Raw genomic sequence first — 22943 nt, forward strand, 5'->3', positions numbered from 1 at the left:
CCCTCGCTTTACCCCTCCTCCTCTTCTTCTCTTCCACAGGATTCCATGGACACGCAACACCGCATCGCCGTGCTCGCCGGCGACGGCATCGGCCCCGAAGTCATGCAGGCGGCCGAGGCCGTGCTGCAGGCCGTCTCGCAGCGCATCGGCACCGGCTTCGCGCTCGAATGGCTGCCGGCCGGCGCGCAGCATTACCTCGACAGCGGCGACGCCCTGCCCGAGGCCACGCTGCGCGCCTGCGAGGCGGCCGACGCGATCCTGTTCGGCGCGATGGGCCTGCCCCACGTGCGCGGCGCCGACGGCACCGAGATCATTCCGCAGCTCGATTTGCGCATGCACTTCGACCTGTATGCCGGCGTGCGGCCGATCCGCACCTTCGCCGGCCTGCCCACGCCGCTCGCGCATCCGCAGGCCGCCCACATCGACCTGGTGCTGGTGCGCGAGAGCACCGAGGGCCTGTTCTATGCCCGCGGCCGCGGCGACGTGCGCGGCGACGAGGAGGTGTTCGACACGATGCGCATCACCCGCAAGGGCACCGACCGCATCTGCGAATTCGCCTTCAAGCTCGCCGCGCGCCGGGCCGAGCGGCTGGGCCGGCCGGGCCGGGTCACCAACGTCGACAAGGCCAACGTGTTCGCCTCGATGGCCTTCTTCCGCAAGGTGTTCGAGGACGTGGCCGCGCGCCACCCGGGCGTGGCGGCCGACAGCGGCTACGTGGACGCGATGGCGCTCAACCTGGTGATGAAGCCCTGGACCTACGACGTGCTGGTGACCGAGAACATGTTCGGCGACATCCTGTCGGACCTGATCGCGGCGCTGGTCGGCGGCATGGGCATGGCGCCCTCGGGCGACATCGGCGACACGGTCGGCCTGTTCCAGCCGGCGCACGGCACCGCGCCAGACATCACCGGCCAGGGCAAGGCCAACCCGACCGCGATGCTGCTGTCGGCCGCGATGATGCTCGACTGGCTGGCCGCCCGCCCCGGCGGCGACGCGCGGCTGGCCGACGGCGCCGCGCTGATCGAACGCGCGGTGGAACACGTCTTCGCTTCCGGCCAGGTCCGGCCGATGGAGTTCGGCGGCAGCGACGGGACCGTCGCCATCACCCGCGCGGTGGTCGAGGCGCTGCGCACCGCCTGAGGTCCGCGCCTTCCGCCCGGCACCCGGTTGCCGGCCCGCTTTCCCCCCTGACGGAGACAACCCATGCACAAGAGAACCTTCCTGACCGCCGCGCTCGCGGCCGCCCTCTCGCTCGCCGGCACGCTGGCGCAGGCCCAGGCACCGGCCGCCTGGCCGGCCAAGCCGGTGAAGATCGTCGTGCCCTCGCCGCCCGGCGGCAGCACCGACCAGATCGCCCGCGCCATCGGCCAGAAGCTGTCGGACGCCTGGGGCCAGCCGGTGGTGATCGAGAACAAGCCCGGCGCCGGCCTCACGCTCGGCGCCGACTTCGTCGCCAAGTCGCCGCCCGACGGCTACACCCTGCTGATGGGCGCGGTGCACCACTCGATCGCCCAGTCGGTCTACAAGAAGCTGCCCTACCACTTCGGCCGCGACCTGGCGCCGATCACGGTGCTGGCGATCGTGCCCAACGTGCTGGTGGTGTCCGCCGCCAACCCGGCGAAGACGGTGCAGGAGCTGATCGCGCAGGCCAAGGCCCAGCCCGGCAAGCTGAGCTACGGCAGCACCGGCGCCGGCACCGCGCACCACCTGATCGGCGAGCAGTTCAACATGATGGAGGGCGTCGACACGCTGCACGTCGCCTACAAGGGCAGCGCGCCGGCACTGGTCGATTTGATGGGCGGCCAAATCACGATGATGTTCGACACCATCCCGTCGGCCAATGCGTTGATCAAGTCCGGCAAGCTGCGGCCGCTGGCGGTCGCGACGGCCCGGCGCTCCTCGACCCTGCCCGAGGTGCCGACGCTCGCCGAATCCGGCCTGCCCGGCTTCGACATCGCCACTTGGTTCGGCCTGATGGCGCCGGCCGGTACGCCCAAGGCCGTGATCGACAAGGTGTACGCCGACGCGGCCCGCATCCTGGCCCAGCCCGAGACGAAGAAGCAGTGGCAGGACATGGGCGCCGAGCCGGTCGGCAACACGCCCGCACAGATGGCCGCGCAGATCCAGGGCGAGATGGCGAAGTTCGCCGACCTGGCGCAGAAGGCCAAATTGAGCCTGGACTGACGTTTCACCCGCTGATGGCGGCCGGCCGCCGGAGCGGCCGGTCTACCCTTCGTCCTCCCACTGCTACTCCCACTTCCACGGTCGCTCCCCGCCATGACCCTCGCCCTGATCGTCGATTTCCGCATCGACCCGGCCCATGCGGAGGCCTTCGCCGCCGCCATCGCCCACAACGCCCGCCAGTCGGTCACCCAGGAGCCGGGCTGCCAGCAGTTCGACGTCTGCCGCGATCCGGCCGACGCAGGCGTGTTCTTCCTGTACGAGCGCTACGACGACGCCGCCGCGATCGCCGCGCACCTGGCGTCGCCGCACTTCCTGGCCTTCGACGCGCAGACCCGCGGCTGGGTGCTCGACAAGCGCATCCGCACGCTGGAAGTCGCCGGCGGCGCCTGAGCACTGCACTCTCGCGTGCGGTCTACCCGGACTGCGTTTCAGACGCGGCAGTGCACCCGACCCGACCCGACCCGACCCGACCCGACCCGACCGATGTGCGTCGATTTCCCAGCGCGGTTCCCCTTCGCGCGGCGGATGACGTAATCGAATGCTTCTGTCCGGTCGCTGCGGCGCGGTGCCCTTACAGGGCAGCACGCGAAGGCGACGCCTGCCGCTGACAGGACCGTGCCGTACGTCGCTTACGATGTATTGCGTTACCTCTCTTGCGAAATGACGTGGAGCTTTGCCGGTAAGTGATCCCTAGCATCAAGGCTTTTCCGGAGAACCCATGGCACTGCAATCCCCCTTCTTTGGCAAACGAGAGGCCGAACCCTTGAACACCCGCACCACCCCCGGTTCGTCGTCGATGGCCCTGCCGTCCGGCGGCGCCGCATCCTCTTCCACGCCGCAGGGCGGCGCAGCCTCCGCGGGAATCGCCAGCCCGTTCGGTTCGGCCGGCAGCAGTGCCGTGTCGTCCGGCGCCACGGCCCGGGACGGTGTGACCGAGAGCCCGAGCAAGCTGACGGTCGGCCCCAACATCAAGCTGAAGGGCGTCGAGATCACGGATTGCGACACTCTCGTGGTCGAAGGCCTGGTGGAAGCGACGATGGATTCGCGGGTGATCCAGATCTCCGAGCAGGGCGCCTTCAAGGGTTCGGCCGAGATCGACATCGCCGAGATCCACGGCGTGTTCGAGGGCAACCTCGTCGCGCGCCAGAAGCTGGTCATCTACGCCACCGGCCGTGTCACCGGCAAGGTGCGCTACGGCAAGATCGTGATCGAGGAAGGCGGCCAGCTCGGCGGCGAAATCCAGTACGGCGTCGGTGCGACAGCATCCTCGTCTACGTCATCCTCTTCTTCGTCCAGTGCTTCGTCGTCCGGCGGCAAGAGCGGATACGGCAGCAGCAGCAACGCGTCCTCCCGCGAGCGCGACGGCAGCAGCGCCATCGCCGCGGTGGCCTGACGCCGCCAGGGCCCGTTCCCATCCCTGCGCGCTACGTTTTTCGTAGCAACTCACGCCCGCCGGACCAGCGCATGCGGGCGTTTTTCATGCAAAACGGGGCTTTCTACAATGGCCGCACCCCATCCACCGGAGTCCGCGCCATGCCCAGCCGCATCCTGTCGTCCCTTGCCCTGCCGATCGTGCAGGCGCCGATGGCGGGGGTGCAGGGCAGCGCCCTGGCCTGCGCGGTGATGGAGGCCGGCGGGCTCGGCTCCCTGCCCTGCGCGATGCTCGGCGCCGAGGCGTTGCAGGCCGAGCTGGAGATCCTGTCGGCCCGGGCGGCACAACTCGGGCGGCCGTGGAACCTGAATTTCTTCTGCCACACCCCGCCGGTGCCCGACGCCGCGCGCGAGGCGGCCTGGCGCGCATCGCTCGCGCCCTATTACGCCGAGTTCGGCATCGACCCGGCCGTCGAGCCGCCGGTCGCCAACCGCGCGCCCTACACCGCCGAAGTCGCCGCGCGTATCGCACCGTTCCGCCCGCCGGTGGTGAGCTTCCATTTCGGGCTGCCGGCGGCCGACTTGGTCGCGCAGGTGAAAGGCTGGGGCGGCGAGGTGTGGTCCACCGCCACGACGGTGGAGGAAGCGGTCTGGCTGGAGGCGCACGGCGCCGATGCGGTGATCGCCCAGGGCCTGGAGGCCGGCGGCCACCGCGGGCATTTCCTGTCCGACGACCTGACCCGGCAGATGGGCACGTTCGCGCTGCTGCCGCAGGTGGTGCAGGCGGTGCGGGTGCCGGTCGTTGCGGCCGGCGGCATCGCCGATGCGGCCGGCGTGGCGGCGGCGCGAGCGCTCGGCGCGGCGGCGGTGCAGGTCGGCACGGCCTATCTGCTGTGCCATGAAGCGACCACCACCCCGCTGCACCGCGCAGCGCTGCAGAGCCCGCGCGCGGCCCACACGGCGCTCACCAACCTGATCACCGGCCGCCCGGCCCGCGGCATCGTGCAGCGGCTGATGCAGGAACGCGGCCCGCTCGGCGACGCGCCGGCCTTTCCGCTCGCCGGCACCGCCCTCGGTCCGCTGCGGACGGCGGCCGAGCGGGCGGGGCAGGATGGGTTCTCGACGCTGTGGGCGGGGCAGAACACGCGCGGGTGCCGGGGGGTGGGGGCGGGGGAGATTACGCGGGGGCTGGCGGAGGGGATCGCGGTTTAGTTCGCGCTTTCGGTTTTTGGGGTACTGCTGGGCCGCGGGGTTGGCTGGCGCGATGGGGGGTTGTGCGGGGCGGGGCACGTGGGTACTGTCGGTTTGCGCTTAACTTAGAACTGGTTCTCGTTGTTGTTGGCGACGACTTGGTATTCCACGCCAATCGAGCACACGCCAAAGCTTTAGCCGTCGTAGGAGACATGATTGGCGATCCTTTGGAAATCACGTCGCGCGTGCGCGGTGTCTTCAAGCAGCAGGCGCCAGAGCAGATCTCGCCATAGGCATTGCCGCGGGCGGCTACCGCTTCATCGTGCGTGTTATCCGGGTGGTGCCGCCGTAAGCTCGATGCTTACTTTGCTTAGCAGCGTTGGCCTTCAGTCGCGGCAGAGTGCAAGTGATGATGCGAGGACTACCCCAGCAGTCGATCACTCCGCCTTCAGATGAGTAACTGCTACCCTTGCACCAGGAGTTCATGGAGCGCCTCGCATCCAAAAAGATGCCTTGAGGTCGAGGGCACTCAGACGTCGATGGCGTTGTTCTAAGAGAAATTTCAGAGGGAAAGCAAGTGAAAAAAACATACGCATGCGTTCGGGTCAAGCAAGTCGATAACGCCAAGGAATTGCTACTTTTCTCGGCGCCGGCGGATGACATCGGCGACTGGGTGGGCATCCCCCAGCGGCTATCGTTTGGCGCGGCCGAAACGGCGGGCTTTCAACGAACTGTTTCGCAGCGCAGGGAAGACGCCTTGCGGAAGTTCTTCTCTGTTGCCGAAAACGTCATCCAGAACCCCCTTCTTTGCGCAATTCGCCAGGCGCCAGGATTGGAGGTTGCCTATGTCCCAAGCGACGCCGACCCGAACATCGGACATGTGGATATCACCGCTACTGACCTTACAAAGATTCCCATTACTAAGCTATTGCGCTCTGTAAGAAAAGCCCTTGAGCAACGCGTGCCAGGCTTGGCTGATCGACCGCGCCCGGAGGAACTGATAGCCAGCATTCAAGGTGCACTAGCGTTGCAGGGCGGATTTTTGATTCCCGCTACACAGCCCGACGAAGGCTTGGATGCCGATTCTCAGGAAGATGCCGACCAAGAGCAGGAGGCTGCCGAGGAGGCCCTGTTTGACGAGTCTCAGATTACAGAGTTCTGGGATGAGCTCTATGCCCGCGAAGTCATCGCGGACAAGATCCCAGATTTGGCGATAAGTGACCAGATCCAAGGCTTCTCGCGTGGAATGCTGGAGTCATATCTGAAACCGGTAATCCTTGTGGACGGTCAGCATCGACTTACAGGTGCAATCTTAGCGGCGCACGACGCTGTCAGCGCAAGCGAAGAAGCTAAGGCGCTAATTAATGATGGAGTTCCGGCTAGCGAAGTCCGAAAACTGCTGATTTCGAAGTTCGCCAAACGACTGCCCGTGTCTCTGCTGATGAATGAGTCTCCAGCGGAGCATGTCTTTCAGTATGTCGTTGTCAATCAGAAGGCGACTCCGGTACCGAAGGCGCTCCTCGGCACCATCATTTCCACAAGCTTGGCCGCGGGCGAGTTGGCAACAGTTGCAAAAAGGCTGGAAGACGCTGAGATTCCCCTAGAGGGATCCCGCATTATTTCTATCCTTTCACGAGATCACACAAGCCCATTTTTTGGGCTCGTTGCGAAAGGTATGGATGACGAAGCGAAAGGAAAAATTCCTTGGAGCGTAGTAGGCTCACTTGCAGAAATATTCCGCGACTTGGAGGGCGCTCGCTTTTATCACGATCCAGTCCTAGACCACGCGAAGACGTGGAGGAACCACTTGTTGGAGAAGTCGAAGCTCGTCGAGGCTTGGCAGGCCAGCGATCACGTTTCGGCCTACGACTACTGGCGTGACATCAATGGTCCATGGCTACCAGCGTTTAAGGCGTTTTGGACAGCAACTAGGGGCCTGCTCGCCTCGATGGACAATCCAGATGCCAGGAATTATTGGGGTAATCCAAGGGAATCAAACATTTTCAATAAACCCAGCCTTCACATCCTTACAGCAGACTTCTTCTGCCATTTGCGAGAAATGAAGACCCCGCTAGACAGCATAGAGGCGGTAACAACTGAGGTGGCAAGTTGGCTTGAGTACGCCACGCCCCAATATTTCGCTAGAGACTGGAAGCTCGCAGGAGTGAAGAAGGACTCTGTGGGAACGCGCAAGCAATGGTCCAAGCTGTGGGCGAACTACCGGCGGACTGGAGGAACACCGCCGCCTCCTAGTCAATTCAGCCAGGTGTACAAGGCGCAGTAGATGTCTGTCGACATTCTGACGAGCTTCATCAACAGCGCGCCAGTAGATTTAGCAAGCGCGTGGGCGTACGACAGCGTTGTTGCGATGTCGGCCATGGCTTCTCCGCAACAGTTGATGCGGGATCAGGAGCCGCTCCTTCGCGCAGACCAGAATCGGCTATGGCTGCGCTGGTTTCTCGATGGGATGGTTAGCCCACATCTAGCTGCCTCCGATCCACTCTTTGACACTCTGGCTATTTACGAGACCTCACTCAAGAAAGTAAATGAGCTGTATGCAACCGTGGAAAAGTCGCGACGTGAAGCACTCGCATCAGCGATAACTGCGCACGTTGACGACGTAGTCAAAAAGCTGCGTGCGACGCACAAGCGCGACTATGCGAGTCCGGCCACGAGAAAGTTGCTTATCGCTTCTACGCTAACGCCTAGATGCTATATATGTGGCTTCGAGTTTTCGCAGCCTGCGGTGGATGCTTTCCTAAAGGTAAAGGGATCCGCAGCAATTACTGTTCCCGCATTGCTAGATGTTTTCCGACCGCGGGGCCTGGTCATGCGGGACTTGGGCATTGAGATAGACCACATCGTCCCCGTAGCCTCGGGCGGCTCCGGTCAGAACAACCTCAGGATTGCGTGCGGGTGGTGCAACAAATACAAGAGCGATAAGGTGTCGTTATATGAGGCGCCGTTTCTTGCAGCTCGAACAGAAAACGCGTTCCTGATTGGGCCTCACAAGCTCTTCGAGCTACCTAACCCCTTTTGGACAATCCGCATCCTCGCTCTACGTGGCTTTTGCCAACACTTCGATGGATGCGCACATAGCGCAAAAGATGCGGAGATGTTTGTAACGCCAGTGGACTGGAAGGGTTCGCCCAACCCGACGAATCTAACTGTTCGCTGCGAGCATCACCTACCGTTCAAGAACGAGCGCCGGCAGGCTTCGAAGGACATCGAAAAGTTGTGGGGAGGCCGGAAGAAGTGACTTTCGGCTTAGCGGACCAGCACCACCGCTGATGCCAACTCCCCTAGCAGATCCTTCTCCTGCCTACTCATGAGATAGGACAGCCCGCGGTGGACGTGCATAAGCGCAGCCTTGCGGACCGCATCCTCTATTGGCGCGATGCCCTCCTCCAGCAGCCTCACCATCAGTAGGTTGTAGTACAGGGCATCCTGCCCACCAGTCAGCACCCTCCACTCAATCTCGATGCCGCCAGCGAAGTTGAAGTCTTCATCTGGCGGCGTCGAGGCGTTTGCTAAGGACAGGCACAGGGCGTGGCGGCACAGCACGTTGTTGTGCTCAAAGCCTGTCCTGCGCTTGAGGGCGACCAGCTGGTTTCGCGCAGTGGCAGAAAGTCGAAGCCGGTCCATCACGTGGCCTCCTTAGCCACAACCTGGTCAATCGAAACACGGTTGACCTCGGTCCGACGCTCAGTGTCGTCATACTCCAGCACGTACTCAGATGTAGTGTGCTGGCGCATGGTCTCGTGAGAGGGTCCTTCGACCTCCTGGTCGGTCGACAGCACCACGACTTGGTGGGACACAGTGGCGAAGAAGCGGCTAATCAGCAGCGACCTGTGCTGCTGGTCTAAGCGGGCCAGGGGTGTGTCCACGACCACTGGGAAGCGGCCTTTGCGCTCCTTGATGAGCGCGCTCAGCACAGCGATGGCGAGCAACTGACGCTCGCCGGCGGACAAGCGCTCCATCGGCAGCTCTCGGTTCTTTCCGTCCTTGATGGAGACCCGGTAGGTCTCAGGATCCACAAGCACGCGGGCAACCAGGTTCTTCTTCCGCAGCAGCTCCTGGAAGGCACCAGTGATCATGTTGGAGAGCCACTCGGCCTTTGATGCCAACAGGCGCTCCTTGAACAGTACAAGCGTCTGGCGCGCTCTTCTCGATGCTTCCAGGCTTCGACCCTCCAGCGCCTTGTCGCGAAACTCGCTGTCCATGCGGCTTTCAGCACCTTGCAGGCGAACGCTTTGGTTAGCGTATTGCAACTCAGCCTCGGCAAGCCGTCGTTCGATGTCGCCCAGCTTCGTTTCTGCGTCCGACACGACCTTGCTGTACTCCTGCAGCTCAGAAAGAATCGACGCCATCTGCTCTTTGGCAGGAATCTCTCCGACGGCCTTCTCGGCCTTGTCGGCAACGCGTTGATTTTGCATGACGGTCAGCAGTTGGTCCTTGAGCTCAGCCTGCTTCTCAAGCGCACGCCAACGCAACAACTCGGGGTCTGCATCTTGGAATCCGACAGTCCTCTCAGACTTGCCATCAAAATAGACCTTCATGTCATCCACGAGGGCGGCCTTGAAGTCCTGCAGTATGGATTCTGGTGCACGTGCGGCCAACTGCTTGATCAACCTAGCGTCGCGCTTCTTGAACTCCGCGGCCAAGTGGCGAGCCTGCTTTGCCTGAACCTCACCTGTCCACTGCGTCTGGTACTTGGCCCATAGCTCACCGATCCAAAGCGTAGGCAGCACCGGGTCTGACATCAGGTCGACGAGTTCCTTGCGCGCCCTTTCGAGCTTGGCATTGGCATCAGCCACCGCTGTCTTAATCTTTGCTGCGCCCTCGTAGGCGGCCTTGCCCTTGCGCTCGGCACGGCGCGAGAATTTCTCCAGCGCCAAGCGTGCCATGTCGACGTCGTTGCGCGCGGAGCCGCGCTCCTGCCGAAGGCTTTCGACAGTTGAGGCCAGGACCTCAACGTTCTTCTCCAAGGACTCTAGCTGCTGGCGAGCTGCGTCGAATTCTGCGGACTCACCCCGGTTCTTGATAGCTGTGCGGCGCTCGACGGCCTTCAGGTCATTGCCCAAGGCATCGATGCCGCCAATGCCCAGGAAGACTTCCGTCGCCCGACGCAGCAGATCCGGCAACCGGTCAGGATTGGCCAGCGCCTCAATCTTTTCGCCGTCAAAGAAGAACAGTTGAATAAGCTCCGCCGGCAGGACGCCTTCTATGAACTCATCCCAGGAGGCAGAGAGATCGAAGTCCTTGGCGCCGTCGGTGTAGACAGTCACTTGCTCCGAAACGCCGTCGGCCCTAGCCACCCACTCGCGACGGACCAGGTACTCCAAACGCTCGGCCGCGGTGTCATGGCTGATCCCAACTTCAACGAAATGCGGACCGTCCGCGTCAGAACGAAGCAGCGCGCGCACAAGGCTTTCGTACTCGCTCTTGCGGCCGCTGGTGATGGCGCGTTGCCCGTACAGGCCAACCTGGAGTGACGTTAGCAGCGTAGTCTTACCACTACCGTTGAGCGCCTTGACCAGGATGACGGGCTTGTTCGTCTTGACGTGTAAGTCGAACTCTTGTTTCTCGCGATAGGGGCCGAAGTTCGCAATGGCCAGCGTCGTAATCGTTATCTTCGCCATCGTTCAGGCAATCACATTGGATGGGTCTGCGTTAGTGTCAACAGGCCCATCAGAACTATTCCCCGACAGAGCGAATGCTCGCGCGTCATCCTCATTGCGGAAGGCAAACCGACGCAGCGTCTCTTCCAGCCGGTCCAGGTGTTTGGACCGCTTGTTCGAGTCCATCGTCTGGAACTGCACAGCCAGCAATCCACGGGTGAGCTTGTAGAGCTCCTCAGCACCGCCGGGGTCCAGCTCGCCAGCAACTGTCTTCAATATGCCCAGATCAGAAGCGTCCAACGGAACTTGCTCTCGCTCCTTCCCTGGGTAGGCTGCACCGTAAATTTCCTGGTAGATGACAGGAACCAAGTCCTCAATTTCGCCCTTCTCTTCCGTCCAGAGGCGCCGAATCTCATCAACCTCGTCCATGGAGATAAGTACGATGCGGCTGCCTTCAGCGTGTCCAGACGTCTGAATGCTGAGCTGAGTACGGAGAAGCTCACGCAGCAGCTTGGCGCGGTAGTCCTGGGTGTACGGGCCGTGAACAAGCTCCCCTCTAAATACCGTCAGTCGGTTGTTCAGGCGCCTGAAATCCCGCACGCTGCGGTCTTCACCAGCCAAGTGGGTGTTGCGGAAGTCGAGGATAGGCTGCATCCACTGCTTCTGCTCGTCGTTCTGGACCATAGCCTGCATGGACTTGTCTTGCGTCACCATGGTGCAGACATAGCAGCCGAACCGGCTGTCGCCACAGCTCGGCGTCGAGGTGTCGACGACGATGGGGCACTCGGCGTCTGGCGTCGCGCCGCGATAGATGTCCAGCAGCTCCCGGTTGTTGATGCCCCAAGGGTTGTCCTCAGTCACCAGGTACTCCCATACATCGTCGCTGGTCCATGTCTCGATGGGTAGGTAGACCCAGACACGCGACAAGCGCGGGTCTTTGTTCTTGCTCAGGCGGTCACGGGTGCTACCTGAGTACTGGTCCATCGTCTTGTCACGACGTTGGCTCTCGCCGCGGCGCTGGCCTAGCACGAGGATGGCCTCGCCGTTGTTCTCAGACAGGTCCTGGATGTACTTAGTGGACGCACTGATCTTCAGGCGGTCCGTACACCAGCGGAACTTAGGTCTCGGCGCTGGGTATCCCTTGCCGATGAGATTGACCCAAAAGCGGTTCTCAAGGCTGGGCGTAAGACGTCTGGACAGGATGGGAAGCCCTTGCGCCTGCGCAGCGACCTCAATGCTCTTTAGAGAGACATCGACCCAGGCGGCGATAACGGGGTTCTCCACTAGCGTGTCCGTCGATATGACGTGCACCTCTTTCTTTCGCTCCTCTGGCTTGAGTCCGGCCAAGGCCTTCCACACCAGTTGTAGCGAAGCTGTGGAGTCTTTGCCACCGCTGTAGCCCACGATCCAGGGCACGTCATCTGAGCGGTACAACGACTGAATTTCGGCAACGATGTCTTCAACGGACGTAGTCATGTTCTCTTTCCACGACGTTGGGCCTTACGAGCTTCCAACATCGCGTTCTCGGCGGCGGACTCCTCGGCAGTCAACTCAAGGTCCAACACCTGCTTAATCTGATTGCTAGTTAAAACGACATTCTTCGCTGAGTTCTGAACAGACCACCCGGTGGTGGCTCGCCCCTCCCACATCGCCGCGTTCTTTCTAGACCAGTCGATGGTGCGCAGGCGTCTTAGGCGCCATGCATGCTCTTCCGGCGGGTACTCGTAAAGCGAGCGGCCTACACGACCAAGAGCTTGGAGCACTATGGCGTGGGAATGAATGAAGTCGCGTCGAACTTCGCCGGACGTCATCCGGCCCTCCCGCACCAGCGACCAGGCTGGCATCTGCTCACCAACGGCCGTCCAAAACTCCATGGACTTCTTGATTGCTGAGGTGAAGTCTTGGAGCTCCTCCTCGGACAGCAGCTCGACGGTTGCAAAGTTCAATGCGCTCAAGGTGAACAGCTTGCGCGAGCGCGCTGATAGCGATGACTTCCCGGTTTCGATGAGGTCACGGAAGATCGGCGACTGCATGCTGAGGTGTCTGGCCACGTTGCCCGAGTCACTGCGGTGGTCATACAGCACTCGAACCGAAGCAGAGGGACGTACTGCGCAATTTAGGTCGGCAAACATCTGCTGGCAGCGCTCAAGCCCTCGATCGATGAAAAACACGACCGCAATCGTCTCGTCGCCTAGCTCGGGCGCGCGCTGAAGCGCAGCTTCGATTGCAGCCCTGCGATGCTGGCCGTCGTTCACGATGAACTTGGCTTCCATGGATACGGTCAACGTGCCCATGCGGAAATTGGTAGGGCCAGCGCCCAGCGCCTCAAACTGAACGCCACCGTCCACTGACGCGGTGATAGCTGAGAACGTGTAGCTGTTGGGGTTGTCGGTGATATACCGCGCAATCTCAGGCACACGCGCTTTATTCAACGAGCGCTGTGCTCGCACCTCAGGCATGAGCTCTTCTTCATCGAAAAGAAAGAGCCTAGGGAGGAGGCGCAGGGGGCACATGGATACGTAGTACTCCCGGCCTGCCTGGACGCCTCGAATGGCAGGAAATACAAAGGAGAACTCGTGTGACATTACCGTATTCTAGGTACGCTCGTCACCTTGATGGCGTACGTACGTCGGTCTGTCGACAAACATGGTTAGTTTAAACGCTCTGACTTCCTAGGGCGATCAGGGCGTGGATGATGCGCCAAACGGCGGCGCTGAGTTGTCCGGTATGTACTGCGCTGCTTGGCGAGCGCGTCGCCAACTCAGAAAACTCAAAGTTGAGTGAAACGAAAAACCGATAGTTCAGACTAAGTGAGACATGGTTTCAAAGCCTACCGATCCATCTAGAGCCAAATGGTTGATCAGAGGCAGTCTTCAGTTTTAGGTTAAGCGCAAGCCAGCAGGGACGCCGGGCAGGCGGATAGCTCCGTGTCCCCCGGAAACCTACGCTATCCGCCTGCCCGCCATCCCCGTCGAACCGAGCGCTGGTGCACGGAGGCCTGCGGTTCGGCCGTCGGCCCGTTCACGGCGCGCCGGCCGGTTCTGCCCGTCACAGCGGCAGGACCGGGGCGGCAGGTGCTCCCCGCAGCGAAATCAAGGAGGAGGCCGCAGGCCGGGGGACATTCGCGGAGGGGAGTACCCACCGACCCGGTCCGGACCACAAGGCGCAACACCCGCGCGCCACGATCTGCCCCCGCCTCCAGTCGCCCTGACGAACCCAGCCCCGAAAACCCATTCCACACAGCCCCCTCCCCAGCGGCGTACAGTCAAAACCCCGCGGACACGGCCGTCCGCACCGCTTCCGGAAAGACACCCGCCATGAACGCCCCGCTCCACCGCGAAATGCCCGCCGTCCTGCTCGATGCGGCCCGCCTGCAGTCCGACATCGACGCCCGCTGGGACGGCGACATCGTCCGCCAGCTCACCGACTACATCGCCATCCCCGCCAAGTCGCCGGCCTACGAGACCGACTGGGCGGCGCTCGGCCATCTGGACACCGTGGTGCGCAACGCCGCGCAATGGATCGAGGCGCAGAAGGTCGTGGGCCTGCGGCTGGAGATCGTGCGGCTCGACGGCCGCACGCCGGTGCTGTTCTTCGAGGTGCCCGCCACCGGCACGACCGTCGCCGAGACGGTGCTGATGTACGGCCACCTCGACAAGCAGCCCGAATTCACCGGATGGCGCAACGACCTCGGCCCCTGGACACCGAAGTACGAGGACGGCCGGCTGTACGGCCGCGGCGGTGCCGACGACGGTTATGCGGTATACGCTGCCATCGCCGCGGTGCAGGCGATCAAGGCGCAGGGCGTCGCCCATCCGCGCATCGTCGGGCTGATCGAGACCTGCGAGGAATCGGGCTCCTACGACCTCCTGCCGTACGTCGAAACGCTGCGGCCGCGGCTCGGCGACGTGGGCCTTGTCGTCTGCCTGGACTCGGGCGCCGGCAACTACGACCAGCTGTGGCTCACCACCAGCCTGCGCGGCCTGGCCGCCGGCACGCTGAAGGTCGAGATTCTCACCGAGGGCGTGCATTCGGGTGACGCGTCGGGCCTGGTGCCGTCGTCGTTCCGCATCCTGCGCCACGTGCTCGACCGGCTGGAAGACAGCGCCACCGGCCGGCTGCTGCCCGCGAGCTTCCACTGCGAGGTGCCGGCCGAGCGGCTCGCGCAGGCGCAGGTCACCGCCGGCATCCTGGGCGACGAGATCTACAAGCGTTTCCCGTGGGCCCACTACGACTGCGGCGGCTCCACCACCTTCGCGCTGCCGACCACCACCGATCCGGTCGAGGCCCTGCTCAACCGCACCTGGAAGCCAACTCTCAGCGTGACCGGTGCGGACGGATTCCCGGCACTGAAGGACGCGGGCGCCGTGCTGCGGCCCTACACCGCCTTCAAGCTGAGCCTGCGGCTGCCGCCGCTGGTCGATGCGGCCGGCGCGGTGCAGGAACTGAAGGCGCTGCTGGAGGACAACGCGCCCTACCAGGCGAAGGTGACCTTCGAGGGTGGCGGCGGCGCCACCGGCTGGAACGCGCCGGCCACCGCGCCGTGGTTCGCACGGGCGCTCGATGCCGCATCGCTCGCGCACTACGGCGCACCCTGCGGCTACATCGGTCAGGGCGGCACGATTCCGCTGATGAACCTGCTGAGCCAGGGCTTCCCGACCGCGCAGATGATGGTCTGCGGCGTGCTCGGACCGAAGAGCAATGCGCACGGACCGAACGAATTCCTGCACGTGCCGTACGCGCGCAGGCTGACCGCCGCCGTGGCGCAAGTGATCGCAGCGATGGCGGTGCCGGCGGAAGGCTGATCCGTCTTGCACGGCACAAGGGACCAGCGCGGGCCTATCGCCCGCGCTGGCCCCTTCGCTTTTTGGCGGGTCGTGCCTCAGGCCAGTGCTAGCCGCATGAAGCGCTGCGTCGCCATCAGGCCGACCGGCATCCAGTGGCGCGACGGCGCCATCGCCTCGACCAGCAACTGGCCCAGCGCGGCGGTGTCGGGCGTGCGAGCGATGGCGAGTTCGAGCGCGTCGATGTCGGGGTCGAGCAGCGTCGCCGCATCGGGTGCCGGCGCGGCAGTCGGCGTGCGGGCGGCGTCGAGCCGCTGCTGGGCGCGGAAGCTGCGCGGTCGTCGCAATGTGCCGTCGCCGCCGGTCGCGGTGGTGGAAACCGGTGCGCCGTCGGCACTCGCATCGCCGCGCAGCCAGTCCTGGATCACCTGCAGTTCGTAGGTGCTGAACACGCCGAACATCTCGGCATGGTCGCCGTCCAGCAGCTTCCAGAAGCGGCTTTCGGCGGGTGGCGCATTGCGCACGATCCAGCCGGTGCGTTCCAGCGCCGTCAGGAAGGCCGGGATGTACGCCGGCTCCGCCAGCCACTGGTTGACGCTGCGGCCGGCGACGCGGCAGTAGTCCGAATGCGCGGCACGGCCGGCGCTGCTCTTGCGTTTGAAGATGCGCTCCACCTCGTCCTGGATGTCGAATCCGCGGATCACGTCGTTCGTGCCGGCGCCCAGGTCGTTCAGGCTGAAGCCGACCCGCACCCGGCGCCAGAATTCGCTCGCGTCGCCGACCCGCGGCATCGCGTCGAGTACCGCGTCGACCGCCCGGTGGGCATGGCCGGTGTCGGCGTTGTCGACGGTCACGTGCAGCGTGAAGTAGTACGGGTCGATGCCCAGCTCGTTCAGCTCATAGGCGGTGATCGGCAGGTGCAGCGGCAGCTGTTCGTAGCCGAGGTTGAAGCCGATCACCTCCGGCAGCAGGTCGTCGGTGTGGACCGCCAGCGCGAGCTGCAGGGCGCCCTGGGTGTAGCGGTCGTCTGGCAGGTCCTGCCAGTGCTCCAGGCCGTGCGCGGCGAGCAGCTGGCGGTAGAGCAGCACATGGTTGCGGTCGGCGCGACCGTCGCCGAGTTCCTCGACATAGGTGCGCACCAGGTCCATGTAGCGCGGGTTCTGCCAGTGGCGCAGCACGCCGTGCAGCCAGGAACCGTCGACCAGCTTGGTCGGCGCAACGCCGCGCAGGAAGGCCAGCGCGTGCGCCCGGTTGCGGAAGAAGCGGCGCGGCGCACCGGCCTTGCGCTGTGCGAGGTAGACCTGGTAGCGGTCGCCGGCTTCGTCGGCGCTGGCGGTCATCCAGGCAGCCAAGTCTTCCGGTGCGTCGGGCAGGGCGCAGGGCAGCGCCGCGGCTTCCGCCAGCCGCTGGTCCAGCCACTGGCGCGAGGCGCTGCGCACATCGGCGTCCTCGGGGTGGTTGAACAGTGCCTCGTACAGCGCACGGTCGGAGTCGATGCCGGCAGCGCGGGCGTCGTTGGCGGGATGCCGGCCGGCCTGCGGCACGGGGGCTGCGACGGCGGACGGCAGGTGGGCAGGCGCCTGCAGCGGCAGGGCCGGTGCGACGGAACGGTAGGAAGCGGATGCGGACATGGCAGGGGGCCGGCGCCGCAACGGGGTCGTCTGCGGCAGGACGGCAGAAGTCGTCTGTTGGAGATCGACTGTGGCCGGCGCCCAACGCGCCCCGTATCAGTGCAGGGACCCAGCCGCCGTGGGAGGATGCCTACCGAATTCGGACGGCACGCCGTCGGTGCATCAGGTTCTGAGGAGCGGTTCTGACAGGACACGCCGGCATCTCGTGGATGCTTCGGCCGGGCGTCGCTGCAGGTCAGGCCGTCAGGCGCGCCAGCGCGGCCAGCGGCGCGGTCTCGGCGCGCAGCACCTGCGGGCCGAGCCGCACCGGGCGGAAGCCCGCCGCCTCGGCCGCATCCTCTTCCGCGGCCGACAGTCCGCCTTCGGGCCCGGACAGGAAGGTGACGACCGCCGGCCGGTCCGCCGGCGCCAGCACCGCCGCGGTGCGCAGCGACAGCAACCGCCGGTCGCCGGCCGCACCGCCCGCCGCCAGCCATGCGGACAGCTCGCGTACCGGATGTACCGTCGGCACCCGGTTGCGGCCGCTCTGCTCGCAGGCCGCCGCGGCGACCGCCTGCCAGTGGGCGATCTTCTTGTCGGCGCGCTCGCCCTTCAGGCGCAGCACGCTGTGGGCGGTCATCAGCGGCTGGACCGAGGCAGCGCCGAGTTCGGCGGCCTTTTCCACCAGCCAGTCCATGCGCTCGTTGGCCGGCATGCCGCAGGCCAGGTGCACCGCGACCGCGGCCTCGCGTTCGACCGGGTCGTGCGCACCGACCGCCACCACCACCTCGCTGCGGCCCATCTGGCGCACGGTGGCGGCGTATTCCCCGCCGCGGCCGTCGAACAGCGTGAGCGCATCGCCCGGCTGGAAGCGCAGCACCTGCACATGGCGGGCGGCGCCGGGCGGCAGCGCCAGGGTGTCGCCGCTGGCCAGCGGCACCGGGCAGTAGAAACGGGACATCTGCTATCGAATCAGGAGCTGTCTGCGCAGGCGGGACGGGCGCTAGCGCCGGATTTTTTCACATCCGGCCGTAGGCGAAGCCGGTGACCGGTTCGGTGCCCTCGATCCGGTCCACCAGCCGCGACAGGGGCGCCAGTTCGCGGTAGCGCGCGGCGGTGGCGCGGATGTAGCCGATGAAGCGCGGCGTGTCGGCCAGGTATTTCGGCTTGCCGTCACGCAGCGTCAGCCGCGCGAAGATGCCCGCGACCTTCAGGTGGCGCTGCAGCCCCATCCACTCCACGCCGCGGTAGAACTCGCCGAAATCGTCGCCGACCGGCAGACCGGCCTTGCGCGCCTGCTGCCAGTAGCGCACCGTGACGTCGAGCACGAAGTCCTCGTCCCAGCTCAGGAACGCGTCGCGCATCAGGCTGGCGATGTCGTAGGTGACCGGGCCGTGCACCGCGTCCTGGAAATCGAGCACGCCGAGCGGGCCATTCGGGTCCGTGTCGTCGACCATGAGGTTGCGCGGCATGAAATCGCGGTGCACGTGCACCGTCGGCGCAGCCAGGTTGTGGCGCACGATGAGGTCGAAGGTCTTCGCGAGCGTCTCGGCGATCTCGCCCTCGACGGCGACGCCGCGGTGGCGTGCCAAGTACCAGTCGGGAAACAGCGCGAGTTCACGGCGCAGCAGAGCGTCGTCGTAGGGCGGCAGTTCGCCGGGCTTCGATGCCGACTGCCAGGCGACCAGCGCGTCGATCGCGCGGCGGTAATAGGGCAGCGCGGCCTGCGGGTCGGGCGGCGTGGCGGACCCGACCGGCGCGATCGTCTCCAGCACGGTGCGGCGGCCCAGGTCGTCGAGCAGCAGGAAGCCCTGCGCCAGGTCGGCCTCGAGGATGCGCGGCACCCGCACGCCGGCACGCTCCATCAGGCCGGCGACATGCACGAACGGGCCGCTGTCCTCCTGCGCGGGCGGCGCGTCCATCACGATGGCGGTGCCGCCCGGCAGCGGGGGTGCGTCGATGCGGAAATAGCAGCGGAAGCTGGCGTCGGCGGAGGCGGCGCGCAGCGTGGCCGGCTGGAGGCCGTGGGCCGGCGCGACCCGGGCGAGCCAGGCGCCGAAGGCGGCCTCGCGCTGCGGATCGGCCCAGGCGATGGCGGCGGTGGGCACGGCGGCCGCGGCGGGGGACGGAGGGTGGCTCATGGATAATCCATTCTACAAAGCCACCCCCCGGGCGCCGCCCGCGGAGTGGCGACTCACGGCGCCGGTGCCGTGGCCCCGTCCGCCGGCCCGGCGGACGGCCCGCGCCGTCCGCCCCGTCGTCCGCCCGTCCCGTCTTCCTGCCGCCGATGACCCGCCCGCTGTCCGACCCGAAACGTCCGGTGCGCCCGCTGCGCGCCCGTGCGCCCGGCGTGCTCACGCCCCTGGCCCTGGTCGCCGCGGCCCTGCTGCAGGGTGGTGCCGCCCGGGCCCAGCAGACCGCTCCCGATGCGGGCGAGCCGACGCTCAACCTGCGCCGCAGCCCGCTGCTGCGCGAGCAGATCCCGCCGGAGCAGCGCAACAGCCTGCCGAGCTTCGTCACCGGCGACCGGGTGCGCGGCCAGACCGACTTCAACACCGTGGTCGAGGGCAATGCCGAACTGCGCCGCGGCGACACCGTGATCCGCGCCGACCAGCTCGACTACACCCAGCCCGACGACCTGGCCAAAGCGCTCGGCAATGTCTACATCAACCGCTCGGGCGACACCTTCGCCGGCCCGCGGCTGGAGCTGTACGTGGACGCGATGCAGGGCTACTTCGAGCGGCCGCGCTACCGCTTCCTGAAGAACCAGGCCTACGGCGAGGCCTCCCGCATCGACTTCGTGGACGACCAGCGCATGGTGATCCACGACGTGACCTACACCACCTGCGAACGCCGGCCCGGCCCGAGTTGGATGCCCGACTGGATCATCCGCGCCCGGTCGATCGACATCGACCAATCCGACGAGTCGGGCGTCGCCCGGGACGCGGTGATGGAGTTCAAGGGCCTGCGCACGCCGCCGATCCCGACCCTGCCCTTCCCGCTCACCGACGCCCGCCAGTCGGGCCTCCTGCCGCCGATCGTCGGCGTGAACACCCGCAGCGGCGTCGAAACCATCGTGCCGTACTACTGGAACATCGCGCCGAACCGCGATGCGACGCTGTATCCGTCGCTGCTGTCCAAGCGGGGCGTGGACCTGGCCGGCGAATTCCGCTACCTGGAAGACGGCTACCGCGGACAGATCCGGGGCAACTACATGCCCAACGACCGGCTGCGCGACAACACCACGCGCTGGGGCATCGCGTCGCAGCACGTCGGCACGCTGCCCACCAGCATCGGCGGGATCGGGACGAGCATCAACATCAACCGGGTCAGCGACGACAACTACTGGCGCGACTTCCCCCGCACCAGCACCTCGCTCACGCAGCGGCTGCTGCCGACCGACCTGAACTTCAGCTGGGGCTACGGCGACTTCGGCATCGCCTCCCGCGCGCTGAAATGGCAGGTGCTGCAGACGGTGGACGCACCGATCGTCCCGCCGTACGACCGGCTGCCGCAGGTGATGGGCCGCTACGGCAAGCTCGACGTCAACGGTTTCGACATCTCGGTCGACGCCGACTACACCCAGTTCCAGGCCAACAGTGCGCTGACCCGCCAGCCGAACGCCCGCCGCGCGTTCACCCTGGCGCAGATCAGCCGCCCGTGGGTGGCGCCCGGCTGGTTCGTCACGCCGAAGCTGCAGCTGCACAGCACCCGCTACGATTTCGACACCGCGCTGCCGCTCAACAACCAGACGGGGGCGAGCCGCAACGTGCCGACCTTCAGCCTCGACAGCGGGCTGATCTTCGAGCGGCCCACCCGGCTCTTCGGCCGCAACCTGACCCAGACGCTCGAGCCCCGCGCCTTCTACGTGCGCACCCCGTTCCGCGACCAGAGCAACCTGCCGAACTACGACACCGCGCGCAGCGACTTCAACTTCGCGTCGATCTACACCGAGAACGCCTTCGTCGGCAACGACCGGATCGCCGACAACAACCTGCTGACGCTCGGCACCACCACCCGCTTCATCGACGCCGACACCGGCGCCGAGGCGGCGCGCTTCGGCATCGCGCAGCGGCTGCGCTTCCAGGACCAGCGCGTGGTGCTGCCCGGCGAGACGCCGGTGGTGGACCGGCTGAGCGACATCCTGCTCGGCACGCGGATCAACTGGACCGACCGCTGGGCCTTCGATTCCACGGTGCAGTACAACCCGAAGACCGACCGGTCGATCCGCTCGTCGATCGGCGGGCGCTACAACCCGAGTCCCTACCGCACCATCAGCGCCGCCTACCGCACCCAGCGCGACATCAGCGAGATGATCGACATCGGCTGGCAGTGGCCGATCAACGACCTCTGGGGCGACCGCGGCGAGAACCGCGGGGCCGGCCGCGGCCAGGGCCCGGGCCGCTTCTACAGCGTCGGGCGGGTCAACTACAGCATGCAGGACAGCAAGCTGGTGGACGCGATCGCCGGCATCGAATACGAGGGCGACTGCTGGATCGGCCGCGTCGTGATCGAGCGGCTGCAGAGCAGCACCACCACCTCCACCAAGCGCCTGCTGTTCCAGATCGAGTTCTTCGGCTTCTCGCGCATCGGCTCCAGCCCGCTGCAGGTGCTGCGCACCCAGATCCCGCGCTACCAGTTCCTGCACGAGCAGGTGCAGTCGCCGAGCCGCTACAGCTACTACGACTGACGGCCCCGCGGCCGCGCGTGAACCCTTTCCCACCGGACGAGTCCCACACCACCATGAACACACGTGTCTCCCTCCTGCCGCTGGCCGCCGGTGGCCTCGCGGCCCTGCTCGCCGCCGGTGCCGCGGCCCAGGGACTGCGCCCGTCGGGTGCGCTGTCCGGCAGCGGCCTCGGCAGTCCGCGCAGCGCCGCCGGCGGCGGTGCCATCCCGCAGGTGACGGTGCCGGCCGCCAGCGCCGCCCGGGGCGCCCCGCAGCAGGCCGACTACATCGTCGCGGTAGTGAACTCCGAGCCGATCACCAACAGCGAAGTGCGGCTGCGCACCGACCGGGTGATGCAGCAGCTCGCGCAGCAGAACACCGCGCTGCCGCCGCAGAACGTGCTGGCGCGCCAGGTGCTGGAACGCCTGATCAACGAAAAGGCGCAGCTGCAGCAGGCGCGCGAATCCGGCATCAAGATCGACGACGCCGCGGTCGACCAGGCCGAGCAGAACGTCGCCCGCCAGAACCAGATCGAGCCGGCCGAACTGCGCCGCCGGCTGGCCGCCGACGGCATCCCGCTGGCGCGCTTCCGCGAGGACCTGCGCAACCAGCTCACGCTGCTGCGGCTGCGCGAGCGCGAGGTCGAGTCGCGGGTGCGGGTGAGCGACCTGGAGATCGACCAGTTCATCCGCGACCAGCAGACCCGCAGCGACCCGGCCTCGCTCGAGATCAACCTGGCCCACGTGCTGGTGCTGGCGCCCGAGAACGCCTCGCCGCAGCAGGTCGCCACGCTGCAGGAAAAGGCCGAGCGTGTGGCCGGCCGCGCCAAGGCGGGCGAGGATTTCGCCGCCCTGGCGCGCGAGAACTCCGATGCCAACGAGGGCCGCAACGGCGGCCTGCTCGGCCTGCGCCCGGCCGACCGCTATCCGCAGCTGTTCGTCGATTCGACCCGCAACCTGCCGACCGGCGGCATCGTCGGGCCGCTGCGCTCGTCGGCAGGGTTCCACATCCTGAAGGTGGTGGAACGGGTGCAGGGCGGCGTGCCCGGCACGCAGGTGCTGCAGAGCCACGCCCGCCACATCCTGCTGCGCGCCACGCCGCAGATGTCCGAGGCCCAGGCGATCGCCCAGTTGGCCGACTACAAGCGCCGGGTGCAGTCCGGCAGCGCCGACTTCGCCCAGCTCGCCCGCGAGAACTCGAAGGACGGCTCCGCGGCGAACGGGGGCGACCTGGGATGGGCCAACCCCGGCCAGTTCGTGCCCGAGTTCGAGGAGGTACTGGACGCGCTCACGCCCGGGCAGATCAGCGATCCGGTGGTGTCGCGTTTCGGCGTGCACCTGATCCAGCTGCTGGAGCGGCGCCCCCACACCCTGACCCAGCGCGAACAGCGCGACATGGCCCGGGCGGCGGCCCGCGAGAAGAAGCTCGACGAGGCCTTCCTCAACTGGGCGCAAGAAACCCGCGGCCGCGCCTACGTCGAATACCGCGAGCCGCCGCAGTGACGGGGCCGCAT

General features: G+C 65.9%; 17 protein-coding genes. 10 read left to right on the plus strand and 7 right to left on the minus strand.

Going from position 1 to position 22943, the window contains the following annotated elements:
* Nucleotides 1-45 precede the first annotated feature (45 nt).
* The 7 genes from QZ500_RS17060 to QZ500_RS17090 all read left to right on the plus strand — a co-directional run bounded on the left by QZ500_RS17060 (nucleotide 46) and on the right by QZ500_RS17090 (nucleotide 8005).
* A complete protein-coding gene (locus QZ500_RS17060; RefSeq protein ID WP_295856869.1) occupies nucleotides 46-1140 on the plus strand; it encodes an isocitrate/isopropylmalate dehydrogenase family protein in 1095 nt (364 codons plus the stop codon).
* 63 nt (nucleotides 1141-1203) lie between these two features.
* Nucleotides 1204-2184: a tripartite tricarboxylate transporter substrate binding protein gene (locus QZ500_RS17065; protein WP_295856871.1), complete on the plus strand. Its 981-nt coding sequence runs from the start codon at nucleotides 1204-1206 to the stop codon at nucleotides 2182-2184.
* Nucleotides 2185-2277: 93 nt separating this feature from the next.
* A complete protein-coding gene (locus tag QZ500_RS17070) occupies nucleotides 2278-2574 on the plus strand; it encodes an antibiotic biosynthesis monooxygenase (RefSeq protein ID WP_295856873.1) in 297 nt (98 codons plus the stop codon).
* 328 nt (nucleotides 2575-2902) lie between these two features.
* On the plus strand, nucleotides 2903-3577 hold the full coding sequence (locus tag QZ500_RS17075) for a polymer-forming cytoskeletal protein (protein ID WP_295856875.1): 675 nt from the start codon (nucleotides 2903-2905) through the stop codon (nucleotides 3575-3577).
* Between the two features lie 140 nt (nucleotides 3578-3717).
* Nucleotides 3718-4767, plus strand: a complete 1050-nt coding sequence (locus QZ500_RS17080; protein WP_295856877.1) for a nitronate monooxygenase — start codon at nucleotides 3718-3720, stop codon at nucleotides 4765-4767.
* A 556-nt stretch (nucleotides 4768-5323) separates the two neighbouring features.
* The gene (locus QZ500_RS17085) at nucleotides 5324-7030 is read left to right on the plus strand and encodes a hypothetical protein (protein WP_295856879.1); all 1707 of its coding nucleotides are present in this window, start codon (nucleotides 5324-5326) and stop codon (nucleotides 7028-7030) included.
* A complete protein-coding gene (locus QZ500_RS17090) occupies nucleotides 7031-8005 on the plus strand; it encodes an HNH endonuclease (RefSeq protein WP_295856881.1) in 975 nt (324 codons plus the stop codon).
* Between the two features lie 8 nt (nucleotides 8006-8013).
* On the opposite strand, the gene dndE is transcribed toward QZ500_RS17090, so the two are convergent.
* Genes dndE through dndB form a run of 4 tightly spaced genes read right to left on the minus strand, consistent with a single transcriptional unit; the run spans nucleotide 8014 to nucleotide 12952 of the window.
* Nucleotides 8014-8391: a DNA sulfur modification protein DndE gene (dndE, locus tag QZ500_RS17095; RefSeq protein WP_295856883.1), complete on the minus strand. Its 378-nt coding sequence runs from the start codon at nucleotides 8389-8391 to the stop codon at nucleotides 8014-8016.
* Nucleotides 8391-10388, minus strand: a complete 1998-nt coding sequence (gene dndD / locus QZ500_RS17100) for a DNA sulfur modification protein DndD (RefSeq protein WP_295856885.1) — start codon at nucleotides 10386-10388, stop codon at nucleotides 8391-8393. The genes dndE and dndD overlap by 1 nt, the downstream gene beginning before the upstream one ends.
* Before the next feature lie 3 nt (nucleotides 10389-10391).
* Nucleotides 10392-11843, minus strand: coding sequence for a DNA phosphorothioation system sulfurtransferase DndC (gene dndC / locus QZ500_RS17105; RefSeq protein ID WP_295856886.1), 1452 nt, complete (start codon nucleotides 11841-11843; stop codon nucleotides 10392-10394).
* Nucleotides 11840-12952: a DNA sulfur modification protein DndB gene (gene dndB, locus QZ500_RS17110; RefSeq protein ID WP_295856888.1), complete on the minus strand. Its 1113-nt coding sequence runs from the start codon at nucleotides 12950-12952 to the stop codon at nucleotides 11840-11842. The genes dndC and dndB overlap by 4 nt, the downstream gene beginning before the upstream one ends.
* A 732-nt stretch (nucleotides 12953-13684) precedes the next feature.
* On the opposite strand from dndB, the gene QZ500_RS17115 reads away from it, so the two are divergent.
* Nucleotides 13685-15172 carry a M20/M25/M40 family metallo-hydrolase gene (locus QZ500_RS17115; protein ID WP_295856890.1) on the plus strand — a complete coding sequence of 496 codons (1488 nt, stop codon included), beginning with the start codon at nucleotides 13685-13687 and terminating at the stop codon, nucleotides 15170-15172.
* 77 nt (nucleotides 15173-15249) lie between these two features.
* Here the strand turns inward: QZ500_RS17115 and QZ500_RS17120 are convergent, their stop codons facing one another.
* The 3 genes from QZ500_RS17120 to QZ500_RS17130 all read right to left on the minus strand — a co-directional run bounded on the left by QZ500_RS17120 (nucleotide 15250) and on the right by QZ500_RS17130 (nucleotide 18902).
* Nucleotides 15250-16782, minus strand: coding sequence for an iron-containing redox enzyme family protein (locus QZ500_RS17120; protein WP_295856892.1), 1533 nt, complete (start codon nucleotides 16780-16782; stop codon nucleotides 15250-15252).
* 235 nt (nucleotides 16783-17017) lie between these two features.
* On the minus strand, nucleotides 17018-17722 hold the full coding sequence (locus QZ500_RS17125; RefSeq protein ID WP_295856894.1) for a 16S rRNA (uracil(1498)-N(3))-methyltransferase: 705 nt from the start codon (nucleotides 17720-17722) through the stop codon (nucleotides 17018-17020).
* Nucleotides 17723-17780: 58 nt separating this feature from the next.
* The gene (locus QZ500_RS17130; RefSeq protein WP_295856896.1) at nucleotides 17781-18902 is read right to left on the minus strand and encodes a phosphotransferase; all 1122 of its coding nucleotides are present in this window, start codon (nucleotides 18900-18902) and stop codon (nucleotides 17781-17783) included.
* A gap of 146 nt (nucleotides 18903-19048) precedes the next feature.
* Here QZ500_RS17130 and lptD point away from each other — a divergent pair, with 146 nt between their 5' ends.
* Entirely contained in the window at nucleotides 19049-21451 is a 2403-nt protein-coding gene (gene lptD, locus QZ500_RS17135; protein WP_295856897.1) for an LPS assembly protein LptD, read from the plus strand.
* Between the two features lie 53 nt (nucleotides 21452-21504).
* Nucleotides 21505-22932 (plus strand): peptidylprolyl isomerase, encoded by a 1428-nt coding sequence (locus QZ500_RS17140; RefSeq protein WP_295856899.1) that lies wholly within the window; start codon nucleotides 21505-21507, stop codon nucleotides 22930-22932.
* Nucleotides 22933-22943: the final 11 nt, after the last annotated feature.

The sequence above is a fragment of the uncultured Xylophilus sp. genome, assembly GCA_913776965.1.
Classification (GTDB): Bacteria; Pseudomonadota; Gammaproteobacteria; order Burkholderiales; family Burkholderiaceae_C; genus Xylophilus.